Raw genomic sequence first — 20,540 nt, 5'->3', positions numbered from 1 at the left:
GGCCAGCCCTGAGGCCAGCCGCCGCTGAGTTTGGGAATTGCCTGCGCTACTGCTCGAGATCACCCGGCCGCGTCGCCAGCGTCACATCCAGCGAAAGCGTCTGGCCGCCGCGCAGCACCTGCAGCTTCACCGTGTCGCCCGGCTTGTACTTCAGCAGCGCCGCCCGCAGGGACGTGTTGCTGTCGAGCTTGGTTTCGCCCAGCGCGGTGATGATATCGCCATCGCGCAGGCCGGCCTTGGCCGCCGGGGTGCCGCTCACCACGCCTTCTTGGCTGTTGGCGCTCGCCCCGATCAGCGCGCCATTCTGCACCGGCAGATTTTCCTGCGCGGCCACATCGGCGTCGATCATGCTGTAGCTAATGCCCAGGTAGGGGTACTCGACCTTGCCGTTTGCAATCAGCTCGTTGCCGACATGGCTCACGGTATTGCTTGGCACCGAGAAGCCCAGCCCTTCGGCCTGGTCGCTGGTGGTGCCGCTGCCGCGCACCACCAGGGTGTTGATACCAACCACCTGGCCCTGAAGGTTCACCAGCGGGCCGCCGCTATTGCCGTGGTTGATCGCGGCGTCGGTCTGGATCAGCCCTTCCTGGCCGCTGCCCGGCACCGTGCGGTTCAGCGCGCTGACCACGCCCACGGTCACCGAGTTCTTGAAATCGCCCAGCGGGCTGCCAATCGCAATCACCGTCTCGCCCGGCTGGAGCGCGTCGGAATTGCCCAGCGGCGCGAAGCCCGGCACGGCGTCTTTCACCTGAATAATCGCCAGGTCGGTCAGTGGATCGGTGCCAACCAGCGTGGCGTCGTGGCGCGTGCCGTCGGCAAAGGTCACCGCCAGCGAAGCCGCGCCCTCGACCACATGATTATTGGTGACAATATAGCCATCCTTGCTGATAATCACACCCGAGCCGCTGGCGCGCGGCTGGGAATTCGGCTGGTTGGGCTGGCCTGGGAAGGGCTGCTGTTGCTGCTGGCCGCCCTGCGCATCGGCGCTGAGCGTGTTCACCACCGTCACCACCGCCGGCGAAACCTCTTTCACCGCCGTCACCACCGGATTATCGCCCGTATCGCTCGTGGCGGGCTGAGTGGTGGGCAGCGCGCCAGCAGTTGGCGCGGGCGCGGCAGTCGCCTGGGTCTGCGGTGTTTCCCGGTTCGCCACCGGCTGCGCCTGAAGCTGCGCGGTGGGCTTGCTGGCCGTCTGCCGCGAGAAGTAGTACGCGGCCCCGCCGCCGATGACACCGCCAAGCGTCGCGCCTAACAAAAATGTCACCAGCAACCCTGCTATAACAAAGACTTTGGTACGACGTTCCATCGCATCCTCCTGATGGTCGCTCGTCGCGAGCCTGATTTCAATGATTCGGGCGCGTTTCAGTGCATTTCGCGCGCCCATAGGCTTGCTGATGAACAGTATCGCAAAATAATTTGAGACGAGCGTGAAGGCGTGATGAGAAACGGATGAGCTGTTAGCACCTGAAAATGCACGAAAATACAGCCGCGCAATCTTCTTGTAAGCTGTTTTGCTTGGCGTGCTTGCGCGGCTGCTGTATAATAAAACCGCGAAACATCCACCAGCCCGGCATCAGCGCGGCGGACATTGTATGGAAGAAATCCTCATTATCGACGATAGCCAGCAAATCTGTTCGATGCTGGCAGAATACATCCTGCCAGAGCTTGGCTATACGTCGGTAATCGCGAATACAGGTCGCCAGGGCCTTCAGCGGCTACGCCAGCGTTTGCCGGACCTGATCCTCCTCGATTTGCAGCTGCCCGACATCAGCGGCCTCGATCTGCTGCGCCTGATCGCCCAGGAAGGCTATGATGTGCCTGTCATCCTCATGACGGCGCACGGCTCCGAGGGCATTGCCGTCGAAGCCTTCCGGCTCGGCGCGCGCAACTACATGATCAAGCCGTTCAGCGAAACCGAAGCGCAGGCTGTGATCGACCAGGCGCTGCGCGAACGGCGCCTGCGCCGCGAAAAAGAACAGCTCACCCGCAACCTGCAGCAGCGCGTCAAAGAGCTGACGGTGCTGTACTCAATCGGCCAGTCGGTGAGCGCGCTGCTCGACCTCGAAGAGCTGCTGGAACGAATTGTCGAAGCAGCGGTGTATATCACGCGCGCGGAAGAAGGCTTTCTGCTGCTGCGCGACCCCAGCGCCGACGAGCTGTACCTCCGCGCGGCCAAAAACCTCGGCGAGCAGCGCGCCCAGCGCATGCGCATGCCGATCGAAGATACGCTGGCCGGGCAGGTCATTCGCAGCGGCAAACCCATCCGGCTCGACAAAGCCAGCGCCGGCAGCGCCCTGAAGGTCAAAACCGGCTTTCTGGTGCGGGCGATTTTGCAGGTGCCGCTCACCGTCGGCAACCACGTCATTGGCGTGCTGGCGGTCGACAACCAGCAGTCCGAGCGCACATTCAGCGAAAACGACCAGTACCTGCTCTCGGCACTGGCCGACTACGCGGCGATTGCAATCGAAAATGCCCGCCTCTACTCCGAGATCAAAAGCAGCGAGGCGCGCTACCGCGACCTGTTCGCCAATGCCTACGACACAATTTTTACGCTCGACCGCCAGCTGCGCATCCAGAGCATCAACAAAATCGGCACGACGCTGACGGGCTACGCCGAGCAGCAGCTTGTGGGTCGTTTGCTGCGCGACATCGCTGTGCCCGAGGCCTGGGACGCCGCCGAAGGCCGTTTCGCCGACCTGCTGATGGGCCATAGCATTCAGCCATTTGAGCTGCAACTGCGCCGCAGCGACGAGGAAATTGTGGTGCTGGAAGTGAGCGCCCGTCTGCTGCAGGAGCAGGGCCGTGCCGGCGGTGTGCACTGCATCGCACGTAACCTGACCGAGCGCCGCCGCCTGGAAGAGCAGCTTATTCACTCCGAAAAGCTCTCGTCGATTGGGCAGCTGGTGGCTGGCGTCGCGCACGAACTGAACAACCCGCTCACCAGCATTTCGGGCTACACCCAGCTCATGCTGCGCGAAACCGGCCTGCGCGACGATATTCGCGACGACCTCAAGCACATCAACGTCCAGGCCGAGCGCGCCGCGCGCATTGTGCAGAACCTGCTGGTCTTCGCCCGCGAGCACAAACCCGAGCGCAGCACCGTTAACATCACCGAAGTTGTGCGCAACACCCTGAGCCTGCGCGCCTATCAGCTGCGCGTCGACAATATCAGCGTTGTGCTCGACTTCGACCCGAACCTGCCCAGCACCGTTGCCGATCCATTCCAGCTTCAGCAGGTCTTCCTCAACCTGATCAACAACGCCCACCAGGCAATTGCCGAGCGCGGCGACCCAGGCACGCTCACCCTGCGCACCTTTGTCGGCAGCGAGCCGAATGGCGATGGCAGCACACCCGCCACCCCCACCGTGGTCTTCTCCGTCACCGACACGGGCGTGGGCATTGCGCAGCGCGACATCAATCGCATTTTCGACCCCTTCTACACCACCAAGCCAGTTGGGCAAGGCACTGGCCTGGGCCTTTCGATCTGCTTTGGCATTGTGCGCGAGCACGGCGGGCGGATCTGGGCCGAAAGCGAGCTTGGCATTGGCACCACCATCTCGGTGGCGCTGCCGCTCGTCAGCACCCGCGCCAGCGACGCCAACATGGACGATGATGATGCCGCGAACCGGAGCAACGAGCCAGCCATTCGCTGCCGCGTGCTGGTGGTGGACGACGAAGAGCCGGTGGCGCGGCTGCTGGCGCGTTTGCTGCGCCAGCTTGGGCACGACCCGCTGATCGTCGACAGCGGCGCGGCCGCAATTGAACGCATTCGGCGCGAGCCATTTGACTTAGTGCTGAGCGATGTTAAAATGCCCGGTATGAGCGGGTTTGAACTTCACCAGACAATCAAGCAATACAGCCCCGAGCTTGCGGCACGGGTCGTCTTTGTCACTGGCGACATGCTGAGCGCCGCAACGCAAGCCCGCATTGCCCAAACCGGCAACCCCTATATAGCGAAGCCGTTTGCAATTGATCGCCTTGAAGCGCTGGTGCGAAACCTGCTTGCCCAACGCCCGATTGAGCGCTAAACTCACCCAGATCGTTCAGTGTAGCACACCCACCGCCCGCCGATGTGCTTGTCGCATTGCTATGCTCGCTCAGGGGTTTCTTTTTTCGGAAAAGCTACGACAACTCATCGGACAGGCCGAACACGCAAGCAACGACGCTCCCTGCGTGGTCATCGCCCGGTATCGAGTTCACACTGGTGATGCTGGGAGGAGATCGAGTGGTGGAACAGACGTTTACTCAAGCCATTGCTGAAATTGCAGCCGATAATCGATCGGGAGCAACCCAAATTGCCGAACGCGCGGCGGATATTCTGCTCCAGCGCGCTTCGGTTGGCCAGGCCCCTTCTGCCGAGGCATTCCGCCGAGAAATTCTGCTGACCGGCTGGGCACTGATCCACGCCCAGACCGTCATGGCCCCGCTGGTTAATCTCGTCAATACCGTCATGTGGCGCATGGAACAGGGCGAATCGCCGCGCGTGCTGCATCAGGCGGTTGCCCAGGCCACCGAGGAATTCAAGCGCCAGCTGCGCCAGCACGCACTTCATGTTGCCGAGGGAACGCTGGGCCTGATCGACGAAGGCAGCAAGATCGTCACGCTTTCATTCAGCAGCACCATCCAGCACGCATTGATCCACGCCCAGCGGGCCGGGCGGCGCATCGAGGTGATCTGCGCTGAATCGCAGCCGGGGCGCGAAGGCCGTGAGACCGCCCAGGTGCTGCGCAACTGTGGCGTGAATGCCACACTCTACGACGACGCGGCGGCGCTGGCGGCGATTGAACGGGCGAACCTGGTGCTCGTCGGCGTCGATATGCTGACATCGTCGGGATTAATTAACAAAGCTGGCACCAAAGCCATGGCCCGTGCCGCGCGGGCGGCCGGCGTTCCGTTCTATACGCTCTGCGGCAGCGAAAAATTCCTGTCGCCCGGCTTCCAGCTCGACCGAGTCGAGGCGGCGCCGGCCACTGGCACTCGCCAGGCAGCGCTGCCAAACCTGAGCGAGCTGCCGTTCGACTTCACGCCGCTTGAGCTGCTTTCGGGCATTGTGACCGAGCAGGGCATTTTGCCGATTGCCGCAATCGAGGCGTGGCTGGCCGCCACACGGCTGCACCCGGCGCTGTCGCACTACTCGGCCGAAACGGTCTATTAAAACAGCGTTTAAAATATCCTTCTGGGGCGCAACATTTTCGGCCCTGCCGGCGTCGAACCGTCGGTCGTGCTGGTGATGTTCGAATATGGTATACTACCGTCTGCTACGCATTCTGACGCAGAAAAGCAATCTCGAAAATGCCGCACATGGCCCTTGACTTAGAACACATGTTCTATTATAATAATCCTCACCAACGACGACCCAACCAGGATTCGAGCGGCACTCGCTCTGTCGGCGGCGGCAGCGCCGCGGGCAGCGCCTGCCCAGGTGAGGAGTTTCGGCCATGGCAATCACGCAGAAAACGTTGCGCCCCGCCACGCGGGCGCGCCTTCAGCCAACGACGCAGCGCCTGTATAGTGCCGTTTATGCCGTGACGCTGCTGCTGGCAGCCGTGGCGATTTACCTGTTTGTGAGCCTGGCGCTGGGCAAGGCGCAAACCCTGATCGACGATTTTCGCTATGGCCGGCCGCGCACCACGCAGCTTGAAGCGTTTGTGGGGCATAACGAAGCGCAGGGGCAGCCAACCCACCTGCTGGCAATGAACCTGAACCGCCAGGCAGTGATTATTGAGCTGCCGGGTGGCGATGCCGCCAAAGCGCGCACGATCAGCGGGCCATACCTGTTTGGCGCAAACGAAGATCTCACGCCGGTCACACTGAGTTTGCGCGACATGGACGGCGATAGCAATGTTGATTTGTTACTGAATGTTCGGAACGAGCAAGTGGTCTATCTCAATAAAAATGGAGAATTCCGCCTGCCAACACCGGCTGAACAAGCCGCGCTGGCACAAGGGAATCGCTAATGAGCGCTGACGCTCCGCGCCAACGAAAACCACAAACTGCCACAGCCGAGGCCAAACGCACCAGCCCACGCTTCGAGGTGAAGCACGAGCCGCTGCGCGAAGGGCCAAAGCTGATTGGGGGCCGCCGCGACCCGTTCGAGGATATTGACGATATTCGCCCGCGCACCGCGCGCGCCGCTGCACCTGCGGCACAGCCACGCCGTCCCGAGCCGCTCGGTCGCCTGTCAACTCCGCCTGAGTCATTTGCGCCGCGCGCGCCCGAGCCGCTGCGCAACTCGCTGCCCAAGCGCGCCACCGACCTGCACTACGCCGATCATCTGCTGCGCGAGCTGCCGGGCGCGCGCATGGCTACGCCTCGCGGCCCTGCCTACGAAGTGCCGGGCAACTTCCTGCGCGGCCGGCCCTGGCTGCTGGCCATGGTCGCTGCCGTGAGCCTGCTGGTGGTGTGGTTCGCCACCACGCCCGCGCAAACCGTGATCAGCTCATTCACCGGCGGCGTTTCGTCGCTTTCGGGCGACTCACTGTCGTCGGTGTTCAAGAACGCGCAGGCGAATGTGCCGGCCGGCGAGCACTCACTGCTGGGCGCGCCAAGCGTTTCGCCGCAATTTATCGACAAAGTGCTGGCGCACTACGGATCGCCGGCCCAGGGCACTGGCGCGATCTGGGTCGAAATGGGCCAGCGCTATGGCATCGACCCAGCCTATGCGCTTGCCTTCTTCATCCACGAATCAAGCGCGGGCACCAACCCCGGCTGGGCTGGCCTCAAGGGCGATGGCAGCAGCACGCACAATGTTGGCAATATTATCTGCGCTGGCTATGCCACCTGCTTTGGTCGCTTCCGCGATTACCCAAGCTGGGATGCGGGCATCGAAGACTGGTACAAACTGATCGCCAACGAATACGTGACCGGTCGCGGCGTCGCAACCATCGAGCAGGTTATTCCGATCTACGCGCCTTCCTTTGAAAATGATGTCGACGCCTATGTCGGTTCGGTTGTGAACATGGCCGATGACTGGCGGCAAGGGGTTATTCGGTGATCAACGACGGCTGGTCGTCGGCGGGTGGGATGCGCAAAATTGTGTTTGTGCTTGCCATCGTCGGCGTGATCTATTTGTTGCTGCAAACGCGCTCCGGCCCGGTGCGCATTAGCGCCTGGAATGGCGGCGCGGCGGCCTCAAGCGGCGCGGGCGCGCAGACGCAGGCCATTTCGGGCGAAGCGGCCCCGCTGACTGGGCGCGGTATTGCCGACACCGACATGCCCGCGATCAACCCGCTGGGCGTGCCCAACACCGTAATGACGCAGGGCTACGGGGTTGGCTCGCACGCGCCGGCCGAAATCTGGGGCGCGGTTGACCTGGCGATCGATGGCAACGGCGATGGCGAGGCCGACCCTGCCGGCACGCTTGGCAAGCCGGTGTATGCCACCCACGACGGCGTTGTGCGCCTGGCCAGCAATACCTGGCCAGCCGGCAACCATATCTGGCTGGAAGGCATTCACTTCAAAACCGGCTACTCGCACCTGCAGGGTTTTGCTGTGGAAGATGGGCAGACCGTCAAGCGCGGCGACGTGATTGGCTATGTCGGCGCAACCGGCGAATCGAGCGGGCCACACCTCGATTACCAGGTGTGGAAGGATGGCACCAACGTCAATCCGCTCGATTACAGCGCGCTCCTCGGCACGCGCTAACCGCGCGCTGCATTTGCAGGTTCCGCGCACCTATGCTATACTCTGCGGCGTGTCAATCACGGGCGATTAGCTCAGCTGGCTAGAGCGCGTCGTTCACACCGACGAGGTCACTGGTTCGAGTCCAGTATCGCCCACCAACGAACGCCGGCCCGCACAAAACGTGCGGGCCGGCGTTTTTGTATCAACTGGCTATTCTGCTGGCCTGGTTAAGGCAGCATCAAACGCCACTGTGTCGCCCAGGCGGAAGCTGCCGCGCAGGGGAGTATCCTGCGAGGAGCTGCCCACCAGCACCTCAAATGCCCCGGCCTCAGCAAGCCAGGCGTGTGCCTCCACATCCCAGAAGGCCAGCGCGCGCCGATCCAGCTGCACCGTGACCGTTTCGCACTGGCCGGGCGCGAGCGCGACCTTCGCAAAACCTTTCAGCTCCTTCGCAGGGCGCGCAACGCGCGCCTCGGGATCGCGCACATAGAACTGCACAATTTCCTGCCCGGCCAGCACACCCGTGTTTGTGACATCAACGCTCACGCTAATAACCTCGTTGAGCTCGAAGCGGCCCGGCTTGAGGCGCAGATTGCTGTACTCGAATGTGGTGTAGGAAAGGCCAAAGCCGAACGGGAACAGCGGCGCAATCTGCTCGCGCTCGTAGTGGCGATAGCCGACGAAAATGCCCTCGGCGTATTCGACTTTGCCGTTTGCGCCCGGATAGTTGCCATAGGCCGGGTTATCTTCCAGGCGTGCCGGGAAGGTCTGCGGCAGCTTGCCAGAAGGATTGACCGCACCAAACAGCACATCGGCAATCGCGTTGCCAGCCTCCTGGCCGGGATACCACGCCTGCACCACCGCTGCGACATCCGCCAGCCAGGGCATGGTGACTGGCCCGCCGGTTTGCAGCAGCACCACAGTGCGCGGGTTCGCGGCAGCCACGCGCGCAATCAGCTCGTTCTGGCGGCCCGGCAAGTCCATATGCGGGCGATCCTGCCCTTCGCTATCCCACTCGCTGCTCAGGCCCACGCATAGCACCGCCACGTCGGAAGCAGCGGCCAGCGCCACCGCGCGCTCGATCGTATCCTCGCCCAGCGGGCGCGTGGCGCCAATGCGCACCGCGCTGAGGCCGAAACCGCCGCTTGCGCGCGTGCCATATTCGGCCACTAGCGTGTACGGCCGACCAGCCACGAGATCAAGCGACGCAATCGCTTCCTGGCTGCCTCCGCCAAAATAGGTATCGCCGGCCTGCCAGGCATCCCAGTTGTCAATCACCAGCTGGCCGTCGACAAACAGGCGCGAAACGCCTGCGCTCACCAGGCTGAGCAGGTGCTGGCCGCTTTCGTCGGGCGTGTAGGTGCCGGTTATGCGCGCCGAGAACGAGCGCGCATCCACGCCGGGTGCGACTTCGCCAAACCACATCATCTCGCCTTCTGAGCGCTGCGCACTGGCAATCATCGGGCCGCTCAGGTCGGGGCTGTTGAAATACTCAATCGCCAGCTCGCACTGCAGTAGCGGCAGAAGCCGGTAGTTCGTGCAGCCCGGCTCGTAGCCCGGCGCGCTGGCAGACTGCGCGGCAATGCCCTCGAACGGGCTGACGCGGTAGTGCGCATTTACCTGCGCGCTGCCGCCGCCCATGATCTGCGCGACTTTGGCGTTCGGGCCGATCACGGCCAGCGTTTGCTCGGGGCGCAGCGGCAGCACAGCGTCGTTCTTCAGCAGCACCACAGCCTCAGCGCCGGCCTGGCGGATCAGCGCGCGATGCTCGGGCCGATCGATCGCCTGCTCGTCGGGGATGGTGGGGTCGGCAAAGCCGCCAACGCGCTCGATCAGGCGCAGAATGCGGCGCGCACTGTCGCGCACGCGCTCGGCGGGCACCTCGCCCGACTCCACTGCCGCCACCAGCGCCGCGCCACGGAAGCGACTTGGGCCAGGCATTTCAAGGTCGAGGCCGCCATTCTGCGCGGGCGCGGTGCTGTGCGTGGCGAACCAATCCGAGATCACCACGCCGTCGAAGCCCCATTCGTCCTTCAGCAAATCGATCAGAATGTCGGGGCGCTCGCTGACATAGGTGCCGTTGAGCTTGTTGTACGACGACATCAGCGCCCAGGTTTTGGCTTCTTTCACCGCAGCCTCGAAGGGCGGCAGGTACATCTCGCGCAGGGTGCGCTCGTCGATCTCGGAGCTGATTGTCATGCGCTCGAACTCCGACTCGTTGCCAACAAAATGCTTGACGGTTGCGCTAACGCCATTTTGCTGCAAGCCCTGAATGTAACCGACCGCCAGCCGCGCGGTGAGGTGCGGATCTTCTGAGTAGCATTCGAAGTTGCGGCCATTCAGCGTCGAGCGGTGAATGTTGACGGTGGGCGCAAGCAGCACGCGCGCGCCTTTGGAAAGCGCCTCTTCGGCCAGCGCCTGCCCAATGCGAGCCACCAGCGCCGGGTTCCAGCTAGCAGCCAGGGCGATACCAACCGGGAAGCTGGCCGCCTTGACGCCGCCCACCAGGCTGCCGCCGCCGCGCGCGCCGTTTGGGCCGTCGCTGACTTTGATGGCCGGGATGCCAAGCCGCTCGATTGGCACGGTGGTCCAGAAATCGGCGCCGGCCAGCAGCGCCACCTGCTCTTCCAGTGTCATTGCGTCAAGCAGCGACTCAATGCGCTCTTCGGTGCTGGGAAGGGCCTGTTCTTCAATCATGGAAGTGCTCCTTTGGCACGCTGCGCCGGCACCACAAGGCCGGAACGAGGCTGCATCGTTTTCTGCCGGCATATGTTCGAATTGCGAGGTTCGCGAAGAAGTTATACGTATAACCAGAGTATAAACCCGCATTCGCAAATGTCAAGCATCTATTGCGGTACTCGTGCTGCAAGTTGTGAGGCAGCCACCAAACACGTATAATACGGGCGGGCGGCTGAGACTGCAGGCGCCTGGAGGAAGGGGTTCATGGCCGAAGAACAGCCGCACAGCCCGCACGAAAAACAGCCCGCACCGCCCAAACGCCCGCCCACCAGCGTCGACGTTGCGCGGCGCGCCGGGGTGTCGCAGGCCACCGTGTCCTACGTGCTCAACAACACTGCCAGCGGGCGCGTGAGCGAAGAAACCCAGGAACGCGTGCGCGCGGCTGCGGCCGAGCTTGGCTACACTGCCCACGCCATGGCACGCTCGCTGCGCTCTGGAACCAGCACGATCATTCTTTTCCCCCAAATGGCGCTGCCCACTGGCCCAATGATCACGCGCTTCTACGAAGGGCTGGCGGCGCGGCTGGGCGCGCTGGGCTACACGTTTATCTACCATGTCGACGCGCGGGCGCAGGGGTTGGAAGCGGCGCGTGTGTGGGCTTCGCTGCGGCCAGTTGGGCTGCTGGTCGAGGCAGGGCGCGTTTCGCCCGAAGCGATTGCGCTGCTGCGCACGGCTGGCACCCGCGCAATTATTGTGCTGAGCGAACACCCCTCGGAGCTTGCGCCAACGCTGCTGAACAACGATTCGGATGTGGGCGCGTGCGCGGCTGAGTACCTGCTCGGTGCGGGGCACCGCCAGCTTGCCGCGATTGTGCCGCGCGAAGTGGGCGTGCTGGGGCTGGGGCTTGAGCGGCTGAATGGCATGGAGCGGGTTGCGCAGCCACGCGGCGTTGCGGTTGAGCGCGTGGATATGGCGTTTGACGAGGCTGAAGCGGCGCTCTTGGCCGCGCGCTGGAAGCAGGGGCCGCGCCCGAGCGCAGTGTTTGCCTACAACGACGAATACGCGATGCTGCTGATGCGCGCGCTGCTCGACGCCGGTCTGGCGATCCCACATGATGTTGCGATTGTTGGGGCCGATAACCTGCCGCTTGGCACGCTGCTGCGCCCACGCCTGACCTCGGTGCATAAGGGCGACGTGGCGGGCATTGATGTAACTGCCGAAACCTTTCATGCCCTGATCCAGGGCGTGCAAATCGCCACCCCGCCCATCCGGCTGCTCGAGCCCGAAATTGTTGTGCGCGAGTCGGCATGAGCCACGCAGCCGCCTACCCACCGATTGCCGCCGACGACGAAGCGCTGTTTGGCTGGGACCCGACGCCGGGCATTGTGTCGGTGTGGGCCGACCGCGAAGGGCGCGCGCTGGTGTGGCGGCGTGTGGAAGGGCGGCTGCGCTGCGAGCGCGCCCAGTTCCGCCCATGGCTGTTTGCCACCACGCTCGACGACCTGGGGCCGCTGGCGGGCAGCATCGCCGCAACCGACACTGCGGCCGCCGAGCGCGCCCCGATCACCTACCAGGAACTCGACGGGCCGGCCGGCTCATATCGCTTCCTGATCTCGGCGAGCAGCGGGCGCGCGCTGGAGCGCACTCTGCTGGCGGGCGCGCAGCGGCGGCTTGGCCGGGCGATCAATAGCCTGTACGAACTCGACGACTACTACCGCGTCGGCACAGTCGAACAATACCTGATGCAGACCGGGCGCGTGTACTTTCGTGGCATGGCCTATGCCGAGCTGCATCGCATGCAGATCGACTTCGAGACCACCGCGCTCGATCCAGGCAGCGGGCGCATCTTCATGGCGGCGGTGCGCGACAGCCAGGGCCTGGCGCACATCCTCGACGCGCCCAGCCCGGCCGACGAAGCCGCGCTGATCGCCGACCTGTGCGCGCTGGTGCGGGCACGCGACCCTGATGTGATCGAAAACCACAACCTGTTTGGCTTCGACATGCCGTTTCTGGAAGCGCGTGCCGCCGATCTGGGCGTGCCGCTCGCGTTGGGGCGCAAGCCTGGCCCGGCGCTGCTGGAGCGCTACAACGACATGCCGGCCTCGCACTACTCGGGGCGGCGGCGCGCGCGCTATACCGTGGCCGGGCGCGAGCTGATCGACACCATGGACGCGGTGCGCCGGCACGACTTCGTGGCGCGCGACCTGCCCAGCCACCGCCTGAAAGACGTGGCGCGCGTGTTTGGCATTGCCAGCCCCGAGCGCACCTACCTGGCCGGCAGCGAAATTTTTTCCACCTACCGCAGCGACCCCGAGCGCGTGCGGCGCTACGCCCTCGACGACGTGGCCGAGGTCGATGGCCTGTCGCGCCAGCTGCTGGGCGCACCTTTCGCGCTGGCCGGCATGGCGCCGCGCCGCTACGAGCGAGTGGCCGCAGCCGGGCCGGCCATGGGTATTCTCGAACCGATCCTCGTGCGCGCCTACCTGCGCGCCAGGGCCGCGCTGCCGCGCCAGCAGCACGAACACGGCCTGCCGCCGCACACCGGCGGCGCGCTCTACCTGTTTGCCGCCGGGATCGCCGAGCATGTGGTGAAGGCCGACATTGCCTCGCTCTACCCGTCGCTGATGCGCACCTACCAGATCGGCCCGGCCTGCGACCGCATTCACGCGCTGCTGCGCGTGGTCGAGCGCCTGACCGACCTGCGCCTGCACCACAAAGACGCAGCGCGGCAAACCACGCCCGGATCGCCCGAGGCGCATCATCACCACGCGCTGCAAGCCGCCATGAAATTGATCATCAACTCGGCCTACGGCTACATGGGCGCGGGCGAGATGGCTCTGTTTGCCGACCGCAGCGCCGCCGACGAAGTGACGCGGCGCGGGCGCGAAGTGCTTGATCATGTGGTCGGCGAGCTGCGTGCGCGTGGCATGGCGCTGATCGAGGGTGACACCGACGGCGTGTATTTTGCCGCGCCGCGCAGCTGGGGCGCAGCGCAGGAACGCGCGCTGGTGGCCGAAATCGGCGCGACGCTGCCAGCCGGCATTCGCCTGGAATACGAAGGGCGCTACGCCGCAATGCTGTCGCATGAGGTCAAGAACTACGCGCTGCTGACCTACGACGGCCAGCTGATCGTGCGGGGCGTGGCGCTGCGCTCGAGCCGCGCCGAGCCGTTTGGCGTGCGCTTTTTGCAGCAGGCGCTGCGCTGCGCGCTGGTGGGCGATGTGGCCGGGCTGCGCGCCAGCTACGAGCAGGTGGCCCACGCCATCCGCATGCGCGAGCTGCCCGCCGCCGAGCTGGCCACGCGCGTGCGGCTCTCGAAATCGCCCGAAACCTACCTCGCCACGCGCAGCAGCCATAAAGAAGCCGCCTACGAGGCGCTCATCGCCGCCGGGCAAGCCCAATGGCAGCCGGGCCAGCGTGTGCGCTGTTTCAAAGCCCAGGGTGGTGGCTATGTCTGGCTGCCCGACGAGCGCGAAGATATCGACCAAGTTGGCGAAGGTGGCGCAGCTGACGAAGGCGATGAGGGTGAGGCAAGCAGCGATTGGCTGGAGGAAGCCTTTCCCGCTGCCGTGGATCACGACGACCGGCGCGACTATGACGTCGATCACTACCTGCAAGTGCTGGTAACATCCTACGCCGGGCGCTTGCGCAAAGCCTTCGCGCCCGAAGATTTCGCGCAGATCTTTCGCGAAAGCACGCAGCTTGGGCTATTCGACCAGCCCATCGAGCAGATCGAGCCGCGCTGGATTCGCTGCACCAGCGAGCCAGACACATAAAAACGCGAGGGGCAGCACCGCGCCGCCCCTCGCGCCAGGAAAGCCCGCCCGGCTTAATTCTGCGAAACCCCGCTGTACGCCACCAGTGCCTCGTGCGGGCTGCGCACCGTGCGCACTGGCAGCGAAATATTCAGCTGCGTGAGCATAATCGCCACTTCCGCCGAAATCCCGCTCATAATGACTTCGCAGCCCAGCAGCCGCAGCGCCTGCGCAATATTCATGAGCAAACTAATGACGGCGGTATCCATTGCCGAAACACCCGCAATATCAAGAATAACCAGCCGGCAGTGGCGCTCGGCAGCTTGCTGAAGCAGGTTGTTGGAAAGCGCCTGCGCGCGCCGCTGATCGACATGCCCGGCAATTGGCGCCAGCAGCACATCGTTCGCAATCGAAACCGCCGGCGTTTCCAGCGTCTCGACCAGCTCGAGCAACTGGCGCTGCTGCGCAAGCTGCTGCTGAAGCTTTTCATTTGCCGCCCCCAGCTCAGCAGCCTGGGCCGTCAGCTCGTTCTTCTGCTCTTCAACACGCGCGTTATTTTCTTCGGCGAGTTTTTGCGTCGTGCGCGTAACCATGTGCGCCGCCAGCATACCACCCAGCGTTAAGACAAAAATTAATAGCGTGAACGGATCGGTATAGGCCCCATGGAACTGGGCGCGCACCAGCAGAATAAGCAGCAGCGTTACTGAGCTACCAAAAACCCAGATAGGTTCGGCCATAATCATAGCGATGATGGCAGGCACAAAGAGTGCGAGCGACGCCGTTTGGGTGAGATAGGGTTCGTTCATCAGAAAGCCGGCCATCAGCGTAATGAGAACAATGACCACATAGCGTATTTGTTCGTACCCACGCAGGTAGAGGTACAGCAGGAAAATCGAGCCCACAACAACCCCAATGTCGGAGCTAAGATAATCCCAGCGTGTACGTTCGCCGCTGGATATGCCAATCACTATCGCCAGCACCCCAACCAGCGCGAGCAAGGACAAAATACCTATCACACTTTGCCGACGTGTCATGTTCACCGCACTTATCCTTTTCTGAAACCACACTACCTGCACCCGCATGGGGAGTTCGGCCGCAGTCTAGCACATCGCCTGTGTTGTAAATGATTACAGTTAGCAGCTAGATCGAAGCAGTTTGGCAACAAAACAGCCCGAGCAAGGCCCAGGCTGCGGGAAGGCTGTAAAACAAGGTTGTTACGCAGTGTGCTGGTACGCAGACTATGCGTTTTGGGCCAAAGCCGCGTTTACGAGCGCCGCCAGCTCAGGTGGGTCCGACCAGCGCACATCGATTGCGGGCGTGGCGTGCCAGGCGGCAAACGCGCGCAGCGCCGCCGCAAGGTCGCTTACCAGCGCATCGCTGACTGGCACGCCCGGCTCAAGGTGAATGGCCTTGACTTCAAAGCGACCCTCTTTGCGGTGTGCTTTCGGGTCGAGACGACCGATGATCTGGCCGCGCCAGAGGATCGGCAGCGTGAAATAGCCGTAGCGGCGTTTGGGCGCGGGCGTGTAGCACTCAATCCGGTAGTCGAAGCCAAACATCGCCAGCGCCCGCGCGCGATCCCACACCAGCGGGTCGAACGGCGACAGCAGCGTGGTCAGTTCGGGTACAAGCGTGCCAGCCGCGGCAGCCTTGGCCAGCGCGAGGTTGTCGGGGTGAATGTAACCCGGGCCGTCCCAGCCTTCTACCTGTACTTTTATCAACTCACCTTCCGCAGCCAGCGCGGGCAGCAAGGGCATAGTAGCGCGCTGGGCGGTGCGGAAATAATCGGCCACCCAGGCGGCATTCGTGACGCCAAGCGCCCGCACGGCCCGCAGCGCCATTGTGCGCCGAACCTGTTCAACCGGTGGCGCCTGGGTATCGTCCCAAGTAGGCAGCACGCGCTCGCGCAGATCGTAGATCCGCTGAAAGTTATGGCGGCCCGCGATCATCAGCTCACCAGTGATAAGCAGCGATTCGAGCGCGTCCTTTTCTTCCTTCCAGTTCCACCAGCCGCCCGCGACGTGATTCTTGTTTTCGAACTCGGCCGAACGCACCGCGCCATTCTGATGCAGGTGGGTGCGCACCTGTTCCGCCACCTGCGGATGCGCCTGCAACCATTTAAGCGCCCATTTCACCGGCCGGTCGTTGGTGCGAACAGCTTCCAGCATCACGCGGCGATACAGCGGGTAATCTGCTATCGGCAGGAAGCACATGGCATGCGACCAATATTCGAACAGCGCGCCTTCGGCCAGCAAATCCGTCAGCCATTCGGGGCGAAAATCGCCCAGCCTGCTCCACAGCACAAGGTACGGGCTGCGCGCCACAACATGAATCGTGTCGATCTGCAGCACGTGCATGTGCCGAATGGTCGCAAGCAGATCGGCTTTGGTGGCAGGGCGTTGAGGCCGGCGCAATAAACCCTGCGCGCCGAGCATCAGCGCCTGCGCGGCGGCGTGCGAAAGTTGCATGGCACATCTTTCTTCTGTGCGAACCGCGCCATTATAGCAGAACATCTGTGCACAGCGCGCCGCTCGTATGAATGCGCGCAGTGTTTATTCTGCTACCAAATTGCTATGATACTACCCGCTACCGCACCATTGCTGGGCAGGGATAATGAGCTGACATTTGGAGTTAATTTGCTGAGTGCCGGGTTTGTTTCTGCACGGAGTGGAGCATGCAAAATTTTCGACACTGGCTGCTGCGCGTTAATCACCCTGATGAACAAGCGCGCCGCGCTGGGCGCAATGTGATTATGCTGGCACTGAACATGACATGTGTGGCACTATTATTCTTCCCGATCCAGATTTACGAGAAGCAGGTGAACAGTATTATCATTGGGGCAATCAATGTCGCGGTGGTAACGTATATCGTCACGATTATTCTGGCGCGCAAGGGCTGGGTAACCACAGCGGCAACACTTTTTATCTCGCTGCTGACGGTCAGCATCGCTATTCCAACCATTATGACTGGCTCGCTCTCGATTGCGCCATTTTTCCTGATCTTGCCCATTCTGATTGCCAGCGTGTGCCTGAAGCCGTGGCAGATCTGGCCGGTGCTGATCGGCGAGCTCGCAACGGTCGGGATTATGGTTTTTGCGCTGCCCGAAAACCCGCTGAATGCTCCACAAGGCTATCAGACTATTTTTGGCAACGCCCTGCTTTTGTTCACTGGCGGGTTGCTGAGCTTCATGGGCGCAACCAGCACCCGCAACGCGCTGCGTAAATTAGAAGTGGCGCGCGCCCAGATCGAAGCAACCGCCCACGAGCTGAACCAGGCCAAGGCCGGCCTGGAAACCCTGGTTGAGCAGCGCACCGCTGAGCTGGCACAGGCACTGCAAGCGATGGAGCAGCACGCCGCCGAGCAAACCCGCCTGCTGCATGAAGTCGAACAGCAGCGCAACGCCATTCGCGAGCTGAGTATGCCGGTTATTCCGGTTTCGAAAAGCACGCTGGTCGTGCCACTGGTGGGCGTGCTCGATACGACGCGCCTGGCGCAGTTGCAGGAAGAAACGCTGAATGCGCTCCAGCGTTCGGCGGCGCGCAAGCTCATTCTCGACATCACGGGCGTGCCGCTGGTGGATACGATGGTGGCGCAAGGATTGATCAGCGTCGTGCAGGCGGCCGGCTTGCTTGGCGCAGATGTCACGCTGGTGGGCGTGCGGCCCGAGGTGGCGCAGGCAATCGTTGGGCTGGGCATCCATCTCAACAGCATGCGCACGGCAATGGACTTGCAGTCGGCGCTGAGCTAGCGCGAAATGCGAGGAATGGCAACTGAACAATTGAGCCACAGAGAACACCGAGATCACTGAGAAAGATGCTCGCAGCTTGGTGATCTTTGTGAACACTGTGGCCCAAAATCATTCCGTGAACTCTTCTGACTCCTGATTTCTGACCCCTGACCCCTGAACTGGCCTATTCCTCAAACCCTTCAATCGTCGTTTTTACTACCTGCAAAAACGCATCGGCTGACGCGCCGTCGAGCAGGCGGTGGTCGATTGTGAGCGAGACATAGCACATCGGGCGGATCGCGATTGCGTCCACCCCGCCCTGCGAGATCACCACGGCGCGCTTCTGAATCGCGCCAATGCCCATGATCGCGGCCTGCGGCTGGTTGATGATCGGCGTGGCGAACAGGCTGCCGCTCACGCCGTGGTTGGTGATGGTGAAGGTGCCGTCACGCGTTTCGTCGGGCTTGAGCCGCCGGGTGCGCGCGCGCTCGGCCAGGTCGTTCACCGCGCGGGCCAGGCCCAGCAGGTTCTTCTCGTCGGCGTCGCGCAGCACCGGCACAATCAAACCTTCATCAAGCGCAACCGCCACGCCGACATTGATGCGCCGGTTCAGCACAATGCCCTGCTCGCCATAGCTGCCATTCACCATTGGCACGGCTTGCAGCGCCGCAACCGCCGCCTGCACAAAGTAGGGCGTAAAGGTCAGCTTCACGCCCTGCCGCGCAAAATCGGCTTTGCGGCGCTCGCGGTGCGCGACAATCTTGCTCACATCCAGCTCGAACACGGTGGTGACGTGCGGCGCGGTGCGGCGCGACGCAACCATATGCTCGGCAATCGAGCGCCGCATTGGCGAGACCGGGATGATTTCGGCGTCGTCGGGGATGGCGGCGGGCGCAGAAGCGGCGGCTGGCGCAGGTGCTGGGGCGGGAGCAGCTTGAACCGGGGCAGGCGCTGGAGCAACAGGCGCTGGAGCAAGGGGCGCGGGTTGCGCGGCTGGCGCAGCGGTCGCGCGCGACTCTATATATTTCAGCACATCCTGCTTGGTGACGCGGCCGCCCTGCCCGGTGCCGGCAATGCGCGCCAGATCGAGGTTGTGCTCGGCGGCGAGGCGCGCTACCACCGGCGACACAAAGCCCTGCGCGCCGCTGGTGGGCGCGGCCTCGGGAATGGCGGCCGGGGCGGTCGCGGCAGCAGGGGCCGGCGCGGCCACGCCATTCCCTTCGGAATCGAGCACCGCCAGCAGTGTGCCGACTTTTACCGTCTGCCCTTCCGGCACGGCAATCGAGCGCAGCACGCCGGCCTCGGGCGCGGGTACCTCGGTATCCACTTTGTCGGTGGTGACTTCGAGCAGCGGCTCGTATTTCTCAACATGCTCGCCCGGCCGCTTGAGCCAGCGCCCGATCGTCCCCTCGGTAACGCTTTCGCCCAGCTGCGGCATCTTGATCTCGGTGGGCATACATTCTCCTGATAGCAGAGCACAGTTAATGCACACGTTTGTCTGAACGTTACCACCAAGTCACCAAGACACCAAGATCGCGTTTGCTGCGAGTGCTCCCGCGCCTCAGTCACTTTTCAAACCTTTGTGCCTTCGTGTCTTGGTGGTTTATGATCGCTCGAAACAGGCTTCAGTATGCTGCCAGCTTACGCATGGCATCGGCGATGCGCGCGGGCGAAGGCATAAACGCTTCTTCCAGCGGCTTGCTGTAGGGCATCGCGGGCACCTCGGGCGCGCACACGCGCATGATTGGCGCGTCCAGGTACTCAAAAGCGTGCTGGCTGATCAGCGCGGAAATTTCGCCGCCAAGGCCGCCCGTCAGGTTGTCTTCGTGCACAATGAGAACCTTGCTGGTGCGGCGCACGCTCGCCATGATGGTGTCGGTGTCGAGCGGGCGCAGCGAGCGCAGGTCGACCACTTCCACATCAATTCCTTCGCCGGCCAGCTCATCGGCGGCTTCCAGGCTGTAGTGCAGCATCAGACCATAGGTGATCACCGTCAGGTCGCGGCCGGCGCGCTTGATGTCGGCTTTGCCGATTGGCACGCGATAATCCTCAAACGGCACGTCGCCTTTGATCAGGCGGTAGCACTTTTTGTGCTCAAGAAACAGCACAGGGTCGGGATCTTCGATTGCGCTTTTCAGCAGGCCCTTGGCGTCGTAGGGCGTGGCGGGCGCGACAACCTTGAGGCCGGGGACGTGGCAGAAAAATGCCTCGATGCTTTGCGAGTGGTAGAGCGCGCCATGGATGCCGCCGCCGTACGGGGCGCGAATGACCATTGGCACGCTCCAGTCGCCGTTCGAGCGGTAGCGGATGCGCGCGGCCTCCTGCACAATCTGGTTGAAGGCCGGCGCAATGAAATCGGCAAACTGGATTTCGGCAACTGGCAGGGTATCGTTCATGGCCGCGCCGATTGCCGCACCAACGATCACACTCTCCGCCAATGGCGAGTCGATGATACGCTGGGCACCGTATTTGTCGTACAAGCCCTCGGTGACGCGAAAAACGCCACCGCGCTTGCCCACATCTTCGCCAAACACGAAAATGCGCGGGTCGTTCGCCATCATTTCGTCGAGACCCTGGCGAATCGACTCAAGCAGAGTTATTTCTGGCATATATTTATTCTCATTCTACAAAAACATACGTTGTAGCGTTTTAGCCTGCGGCAGCAAGGTACTTGATTATTTTCATGTGTAGTTTTCCGCGCGCAGCGCGGAAAACTACACAAGTACGATGACAAGTCTTGATATACGGCCTGCATC

Annotated in this window: 14 protein-coding genes and 1 tRNA gene; 9 read left to right on the top strand and 6 right to left on the bottom strand. The window is 62.9% G+C overall.

Annotation, left to right across the window (positions count from 1 at the left end):
* Nucleotides 1-46 precede the first annotated feature (46 nt).
* Nucleotides 47-1,306 (bottom strand): S1C family serine protease, encoded by a 1,260-nt coding sequence (locus tag M1P90_RS01665; protein ID WP_483700917.1) that lies wholly within the window; start codon nucleotides 1,304-1,306, stop codon nucleotides 47-49.
* Between the two features lie 286 nt (nucleotides 1,307-1,592).
* On the opposite strand from M1P90_RS01665, the gene M1P90_RS01660 reads away from it, so the two are divergent.
* The 6 genes from M1P90_RS01660 to M1P90_RS01635 all read left to right on the top strand — a co-directional run bounded on the left by M1P90_RS01660 (nucleotide 1,593) and on the right by M1P90_RS01635 (nucleotide 7,781).
* The gene (locus M1P90_RS01660; protein ID WP_483700915.1) at nucleotides 1,593-4,028 is read left to right on the top strand and encodes a hybrid sensor histidine kinase/response regulator; all 2,436 of its coding nucleotides are present in this window, start codon (nucleotides 1,593-1,595) and stop codon (nucleotides 4,026-4,028) included.
* Nucleotides 4,029-4,228: 200 nt separating this feature from the next.
* Nucleotides 4,229-5,155, top strand: a complete 927-nt coding sequence (locus tag M1P90_RS01655; protein ID WP_483700914.1) for an eIF2B alpha/beta/delta subunit family protein — start codon at nucleotides 4,229-4,231, stop codon at nucleotides 5,153-5,155.
* 283 nt (nucleotides 5,156-5,438) lie between these two features.
* Nucleotides 5,439-5,957, top strand: a complete 519-nt coding sequence (locus M1P90_RS01650; protein WP_483700913.1) for a hypothetical protein — start codon at nucleotides 5,439-5,441, stop codon at nucleotides 5,955-5,957.
* On the top strand, nucleotides 5,957-6,994 hold the full coding sequence (locus M1P90_RS01645; RefSeq protein ID WP_483700912.1) for a glucosaminidase domain-containing protein: 1,038 nt from the start codon (nucleotides 5,957-5,959) through the stop codon (nucleotides 6,992-6,994). Before M1P90_RS01650 ends, M1P90_RS01645 begins: the two co-directional genes overlap by 1 nt.
* A complete protein-coding gene (locus M1P90_RS01640) occupies nucleotides 6,991-7,644 on the top strand; it encodes a M23 family metallopeptidase (protein WP_483700911.1) in 654 nt (217 codons plus the stop codon). The genes M1P90_RS01645 and M1P90_RS01640 overlap by 4 nt, the downstream gene beginning before the upstream one ends.
* Nucleotides 7,645-7,704: 60 nt before the next feature.
* Nucleotides 7,705-7,781, top strand: a tRNA-Val gene (locus M1P90_RS01635).
* A 52-nt stretch (nucleotides 7,782-7,833) separates the two neighbouring features.
* On the opposite strand, the gene M1P90_RS01630 is transcribed toward M1P90_RS01635, so the two are convergent.
* Nucleotides 7,834-10,320: a beta-glucosidase gene (locus M1P90_RS01630; protein WP_483700910.1), complete on the bottom strand. Its 2,487-nt coding sequence runs from the start codon at nucleotides 10,318-10,320 to the stop codon at nucleotides 7,834-7,836.
* 246 nt (nucleotides 10,321-10,566) lie between these two features.
* Here M1P90_RS01630 and M1P90_RS01625 point away from each other — a divergent pair, with 246 nt between their 5' ends.
* Together M1P90_RS01625 and M1P90_RS01620 are read left to right on the top strand one after the other, a co-directional pair.
* Nucleotides 10,567-11,613: a LacI family DNA-binding transcriptional regulator gene (locus tag M1P90_RS01625; protein WP_483700909.1), complete on the top strand. Its 1,047-nt coding sequence runs from the start codon at nucleotides 10,567-10,569 to the stop codon at nucleotides 11,611-11,613.
* Nucleotides 11,610-14,078 (top strand): DNA polymerase domain-containing protein, encoded by a 2,469-nt coding sequence (locus M1P90_RS01620; protein ID WP_483700908.1) that lies wholly within the window; start codon nucleotides 11,610-11,612, stop codon nucleotides 14,076-14,078. The genes M1P90_RS01625 and M1P90_RS01620 overlap by 4 nt, the downstream gene beginning before the upstream one ends.
* A gap of 53 nt (nucleotides 14,079-14,131) precedes the next feature.
* On the opposite strand, the gene M1P90_RS01615 is transcribed toward M1P90_RS01620, so the two are convergent.
* Both M1P90_RS01615 and M1P90_RS01610 read right to left on the bottom strand, forming a co-directional pair.
* Nucleotides 14,132-15,091: an STAS domain-containing protein gene (locus M1P90_RS01615; protein WP_483704735.1), complete on the bottom strand. Its 960-nt coding sequence runs from the start codon at nucleotides 15,089-15,091 to the stop codon at nucleotides 14,132-14,134.
* Between the two features lie 204 nt (nucleotides 15,092-15,295).
* Complete coding sequence (locus tag M1P90_RS01610; protein ID WP_483700907.1) at nucleotides 15,296-16,525, bottom strand: winged helix-turn-helix domain-containing protein; 1,230 nt, start codon at nucleotides 16,523-16,525, stop codon at nucleotides 15,296-15,298.
* A gap of 206 nt (nucleotides 16,526-16,731) precedes the next feature.
* Between M1P90_RS01610 and M1P90_RS01605 the strand changes: the two genes are divergently transcribed.
* Nucleotides 16,732-17,805: an STAS domain-containing protein gene (locus tag M1P90_RS01605; protein WP_483700906.1), complete on the top strand. Its 1,074-nt coding sequence runs from the start codon at nucleotides 16,732-16,734 to the stop codon at nucleotides 17,803-17,805.
* Nucleotides 17,806-17,968: 163 nt separating this feature from the next.
* Here M1P90_RS01605 and M1P90_RS01600 read toward each other — a convergent pair whose 3' ends face one another.
* Nucleotides 17,969-19,240, bottom strand: coding sequence for a dihydrolipoamide acetyltransferase family protein (locus tag M1P90_RS01600; protein WP_483700905.1), 1,272 nt, complete (start codon nucleotides 19,238-19,240; stop codon nucleotides 17,969-17,971).
* Nucleotides 19,241-19,409: 169 nt separating this feature from the next.
* Nucleotides 19,410-20,393 carry an alpha-ketoacid dehydrogenase subunit beta gene (locus M1P90_RS01595; RefSeq protein ID WP_483700904.1) on the bottom strand — a complete coding sequence of 328 codons (984 nt, stop codon included), beginning with the start codon at nucleotides 20,391-20,393 and terminating at the stop codon, nucleotides 19,410-19,412.
* Between the last annotated feature and the right edge of the window lie 147 nt (nucleotides 20,394-20,540).

The organism is Kouleothrix sp. 19917 (assembly GCF_057073505.1).
Note: the sequence above shows the minus strand (reverse complement) of the source record. Positions and strands in the feature narration are given on the sequence as shown.

Excerpts from the sequence above, each read along its gene's own strand:
- M1P90_RS01665 (WP_483700917.1), bottom strand. The coding sequence starts at position 1,306 with ATGGAACGTCGTACCAAAGTCTTTGTTATAGCAGGGTTGCTGGTGACA.
- M1P90_RS01660 (WP_483700915.1), top strand. The coding sequence starts at position 1,593 with ATGGAAGAAATCCTCATTATCGACGATAGCCAGCAAATCTGTTCGATG.
- M1P90_RS01650 (WP_483700913.1), top strand. The coding sequence starts at position 5,439 with ATGGCAATCACGCAGAAAACGTTGCGCCCCGCCACGCGGGCGCGCCTT.
- M1P90_RS01645 (WP_483700912.1), top strand. The coding sequence starts at position 5,957 with ATGAGCGCTGACGCTCCGCGCCAACGAAAACCACAAACTGCCACAGCC.
- M1P90_RS01630 (WP_483700910.1), bottom strand. The coding sequence starts at position 10,320 with ATGATTGAAGAACAGGCCCTTCCCAGCACCGAAGAGCGCATTGAGTCG.
- M1P90_RS01625 (WP_483700909.1), top strand. The coding sequence starts at position 10,567 with ATGGCCGAAGAACAGCCGCACAGCCCGCACGAAAAACAGCCCGCACCG.
- M1P90_RS01620 (WP_483700908.1), top strand. The coding sequence starts at position 11,610 with ATGAGCCACGCAGCCGCCTACCCACCGATTGCCGCCGACGACGAAGCG.
- M1P90_RS01615 (WP_483704735.1), bottom strand. The coding sequence starts at position 15,091 with ATGACACGTCGGCAAAGTGTGATAGGTATTTTGTCCTTGCTCGCGCTG.
- M1P90_RS01610 (WP_483700907.1), bottom strand. The coding sequence starts at position 16,525 with ATGCAACTTTCGCACGCCGCCGCGCAGGCGCTGATGCTCGGCGCGCAG.
- M1P90_RS01605 (WP_483700906.1), top strand. The coding sequence starts at position 16,732 with ATGCAAAATTTTCGACACTGGCTGCTGCGCGTTAATCACCCTGATGAA.
- M1P90_RS01600 (WP_483700905.1), bottom strand. The coding sequence starts at position 19,240 with ATGCCCACCGAGATCAAGATGCCGCAGCTGGGCGAAAGCGTTACCGAG.
- M1P90_RS01595 (WP_483700904.1), bottom strand. The coding sequence starts at position 20,393 with ATGCCAGAAATAACTCTGCTTGAGTCGATTCGCCAGGGTCTCGACGAA.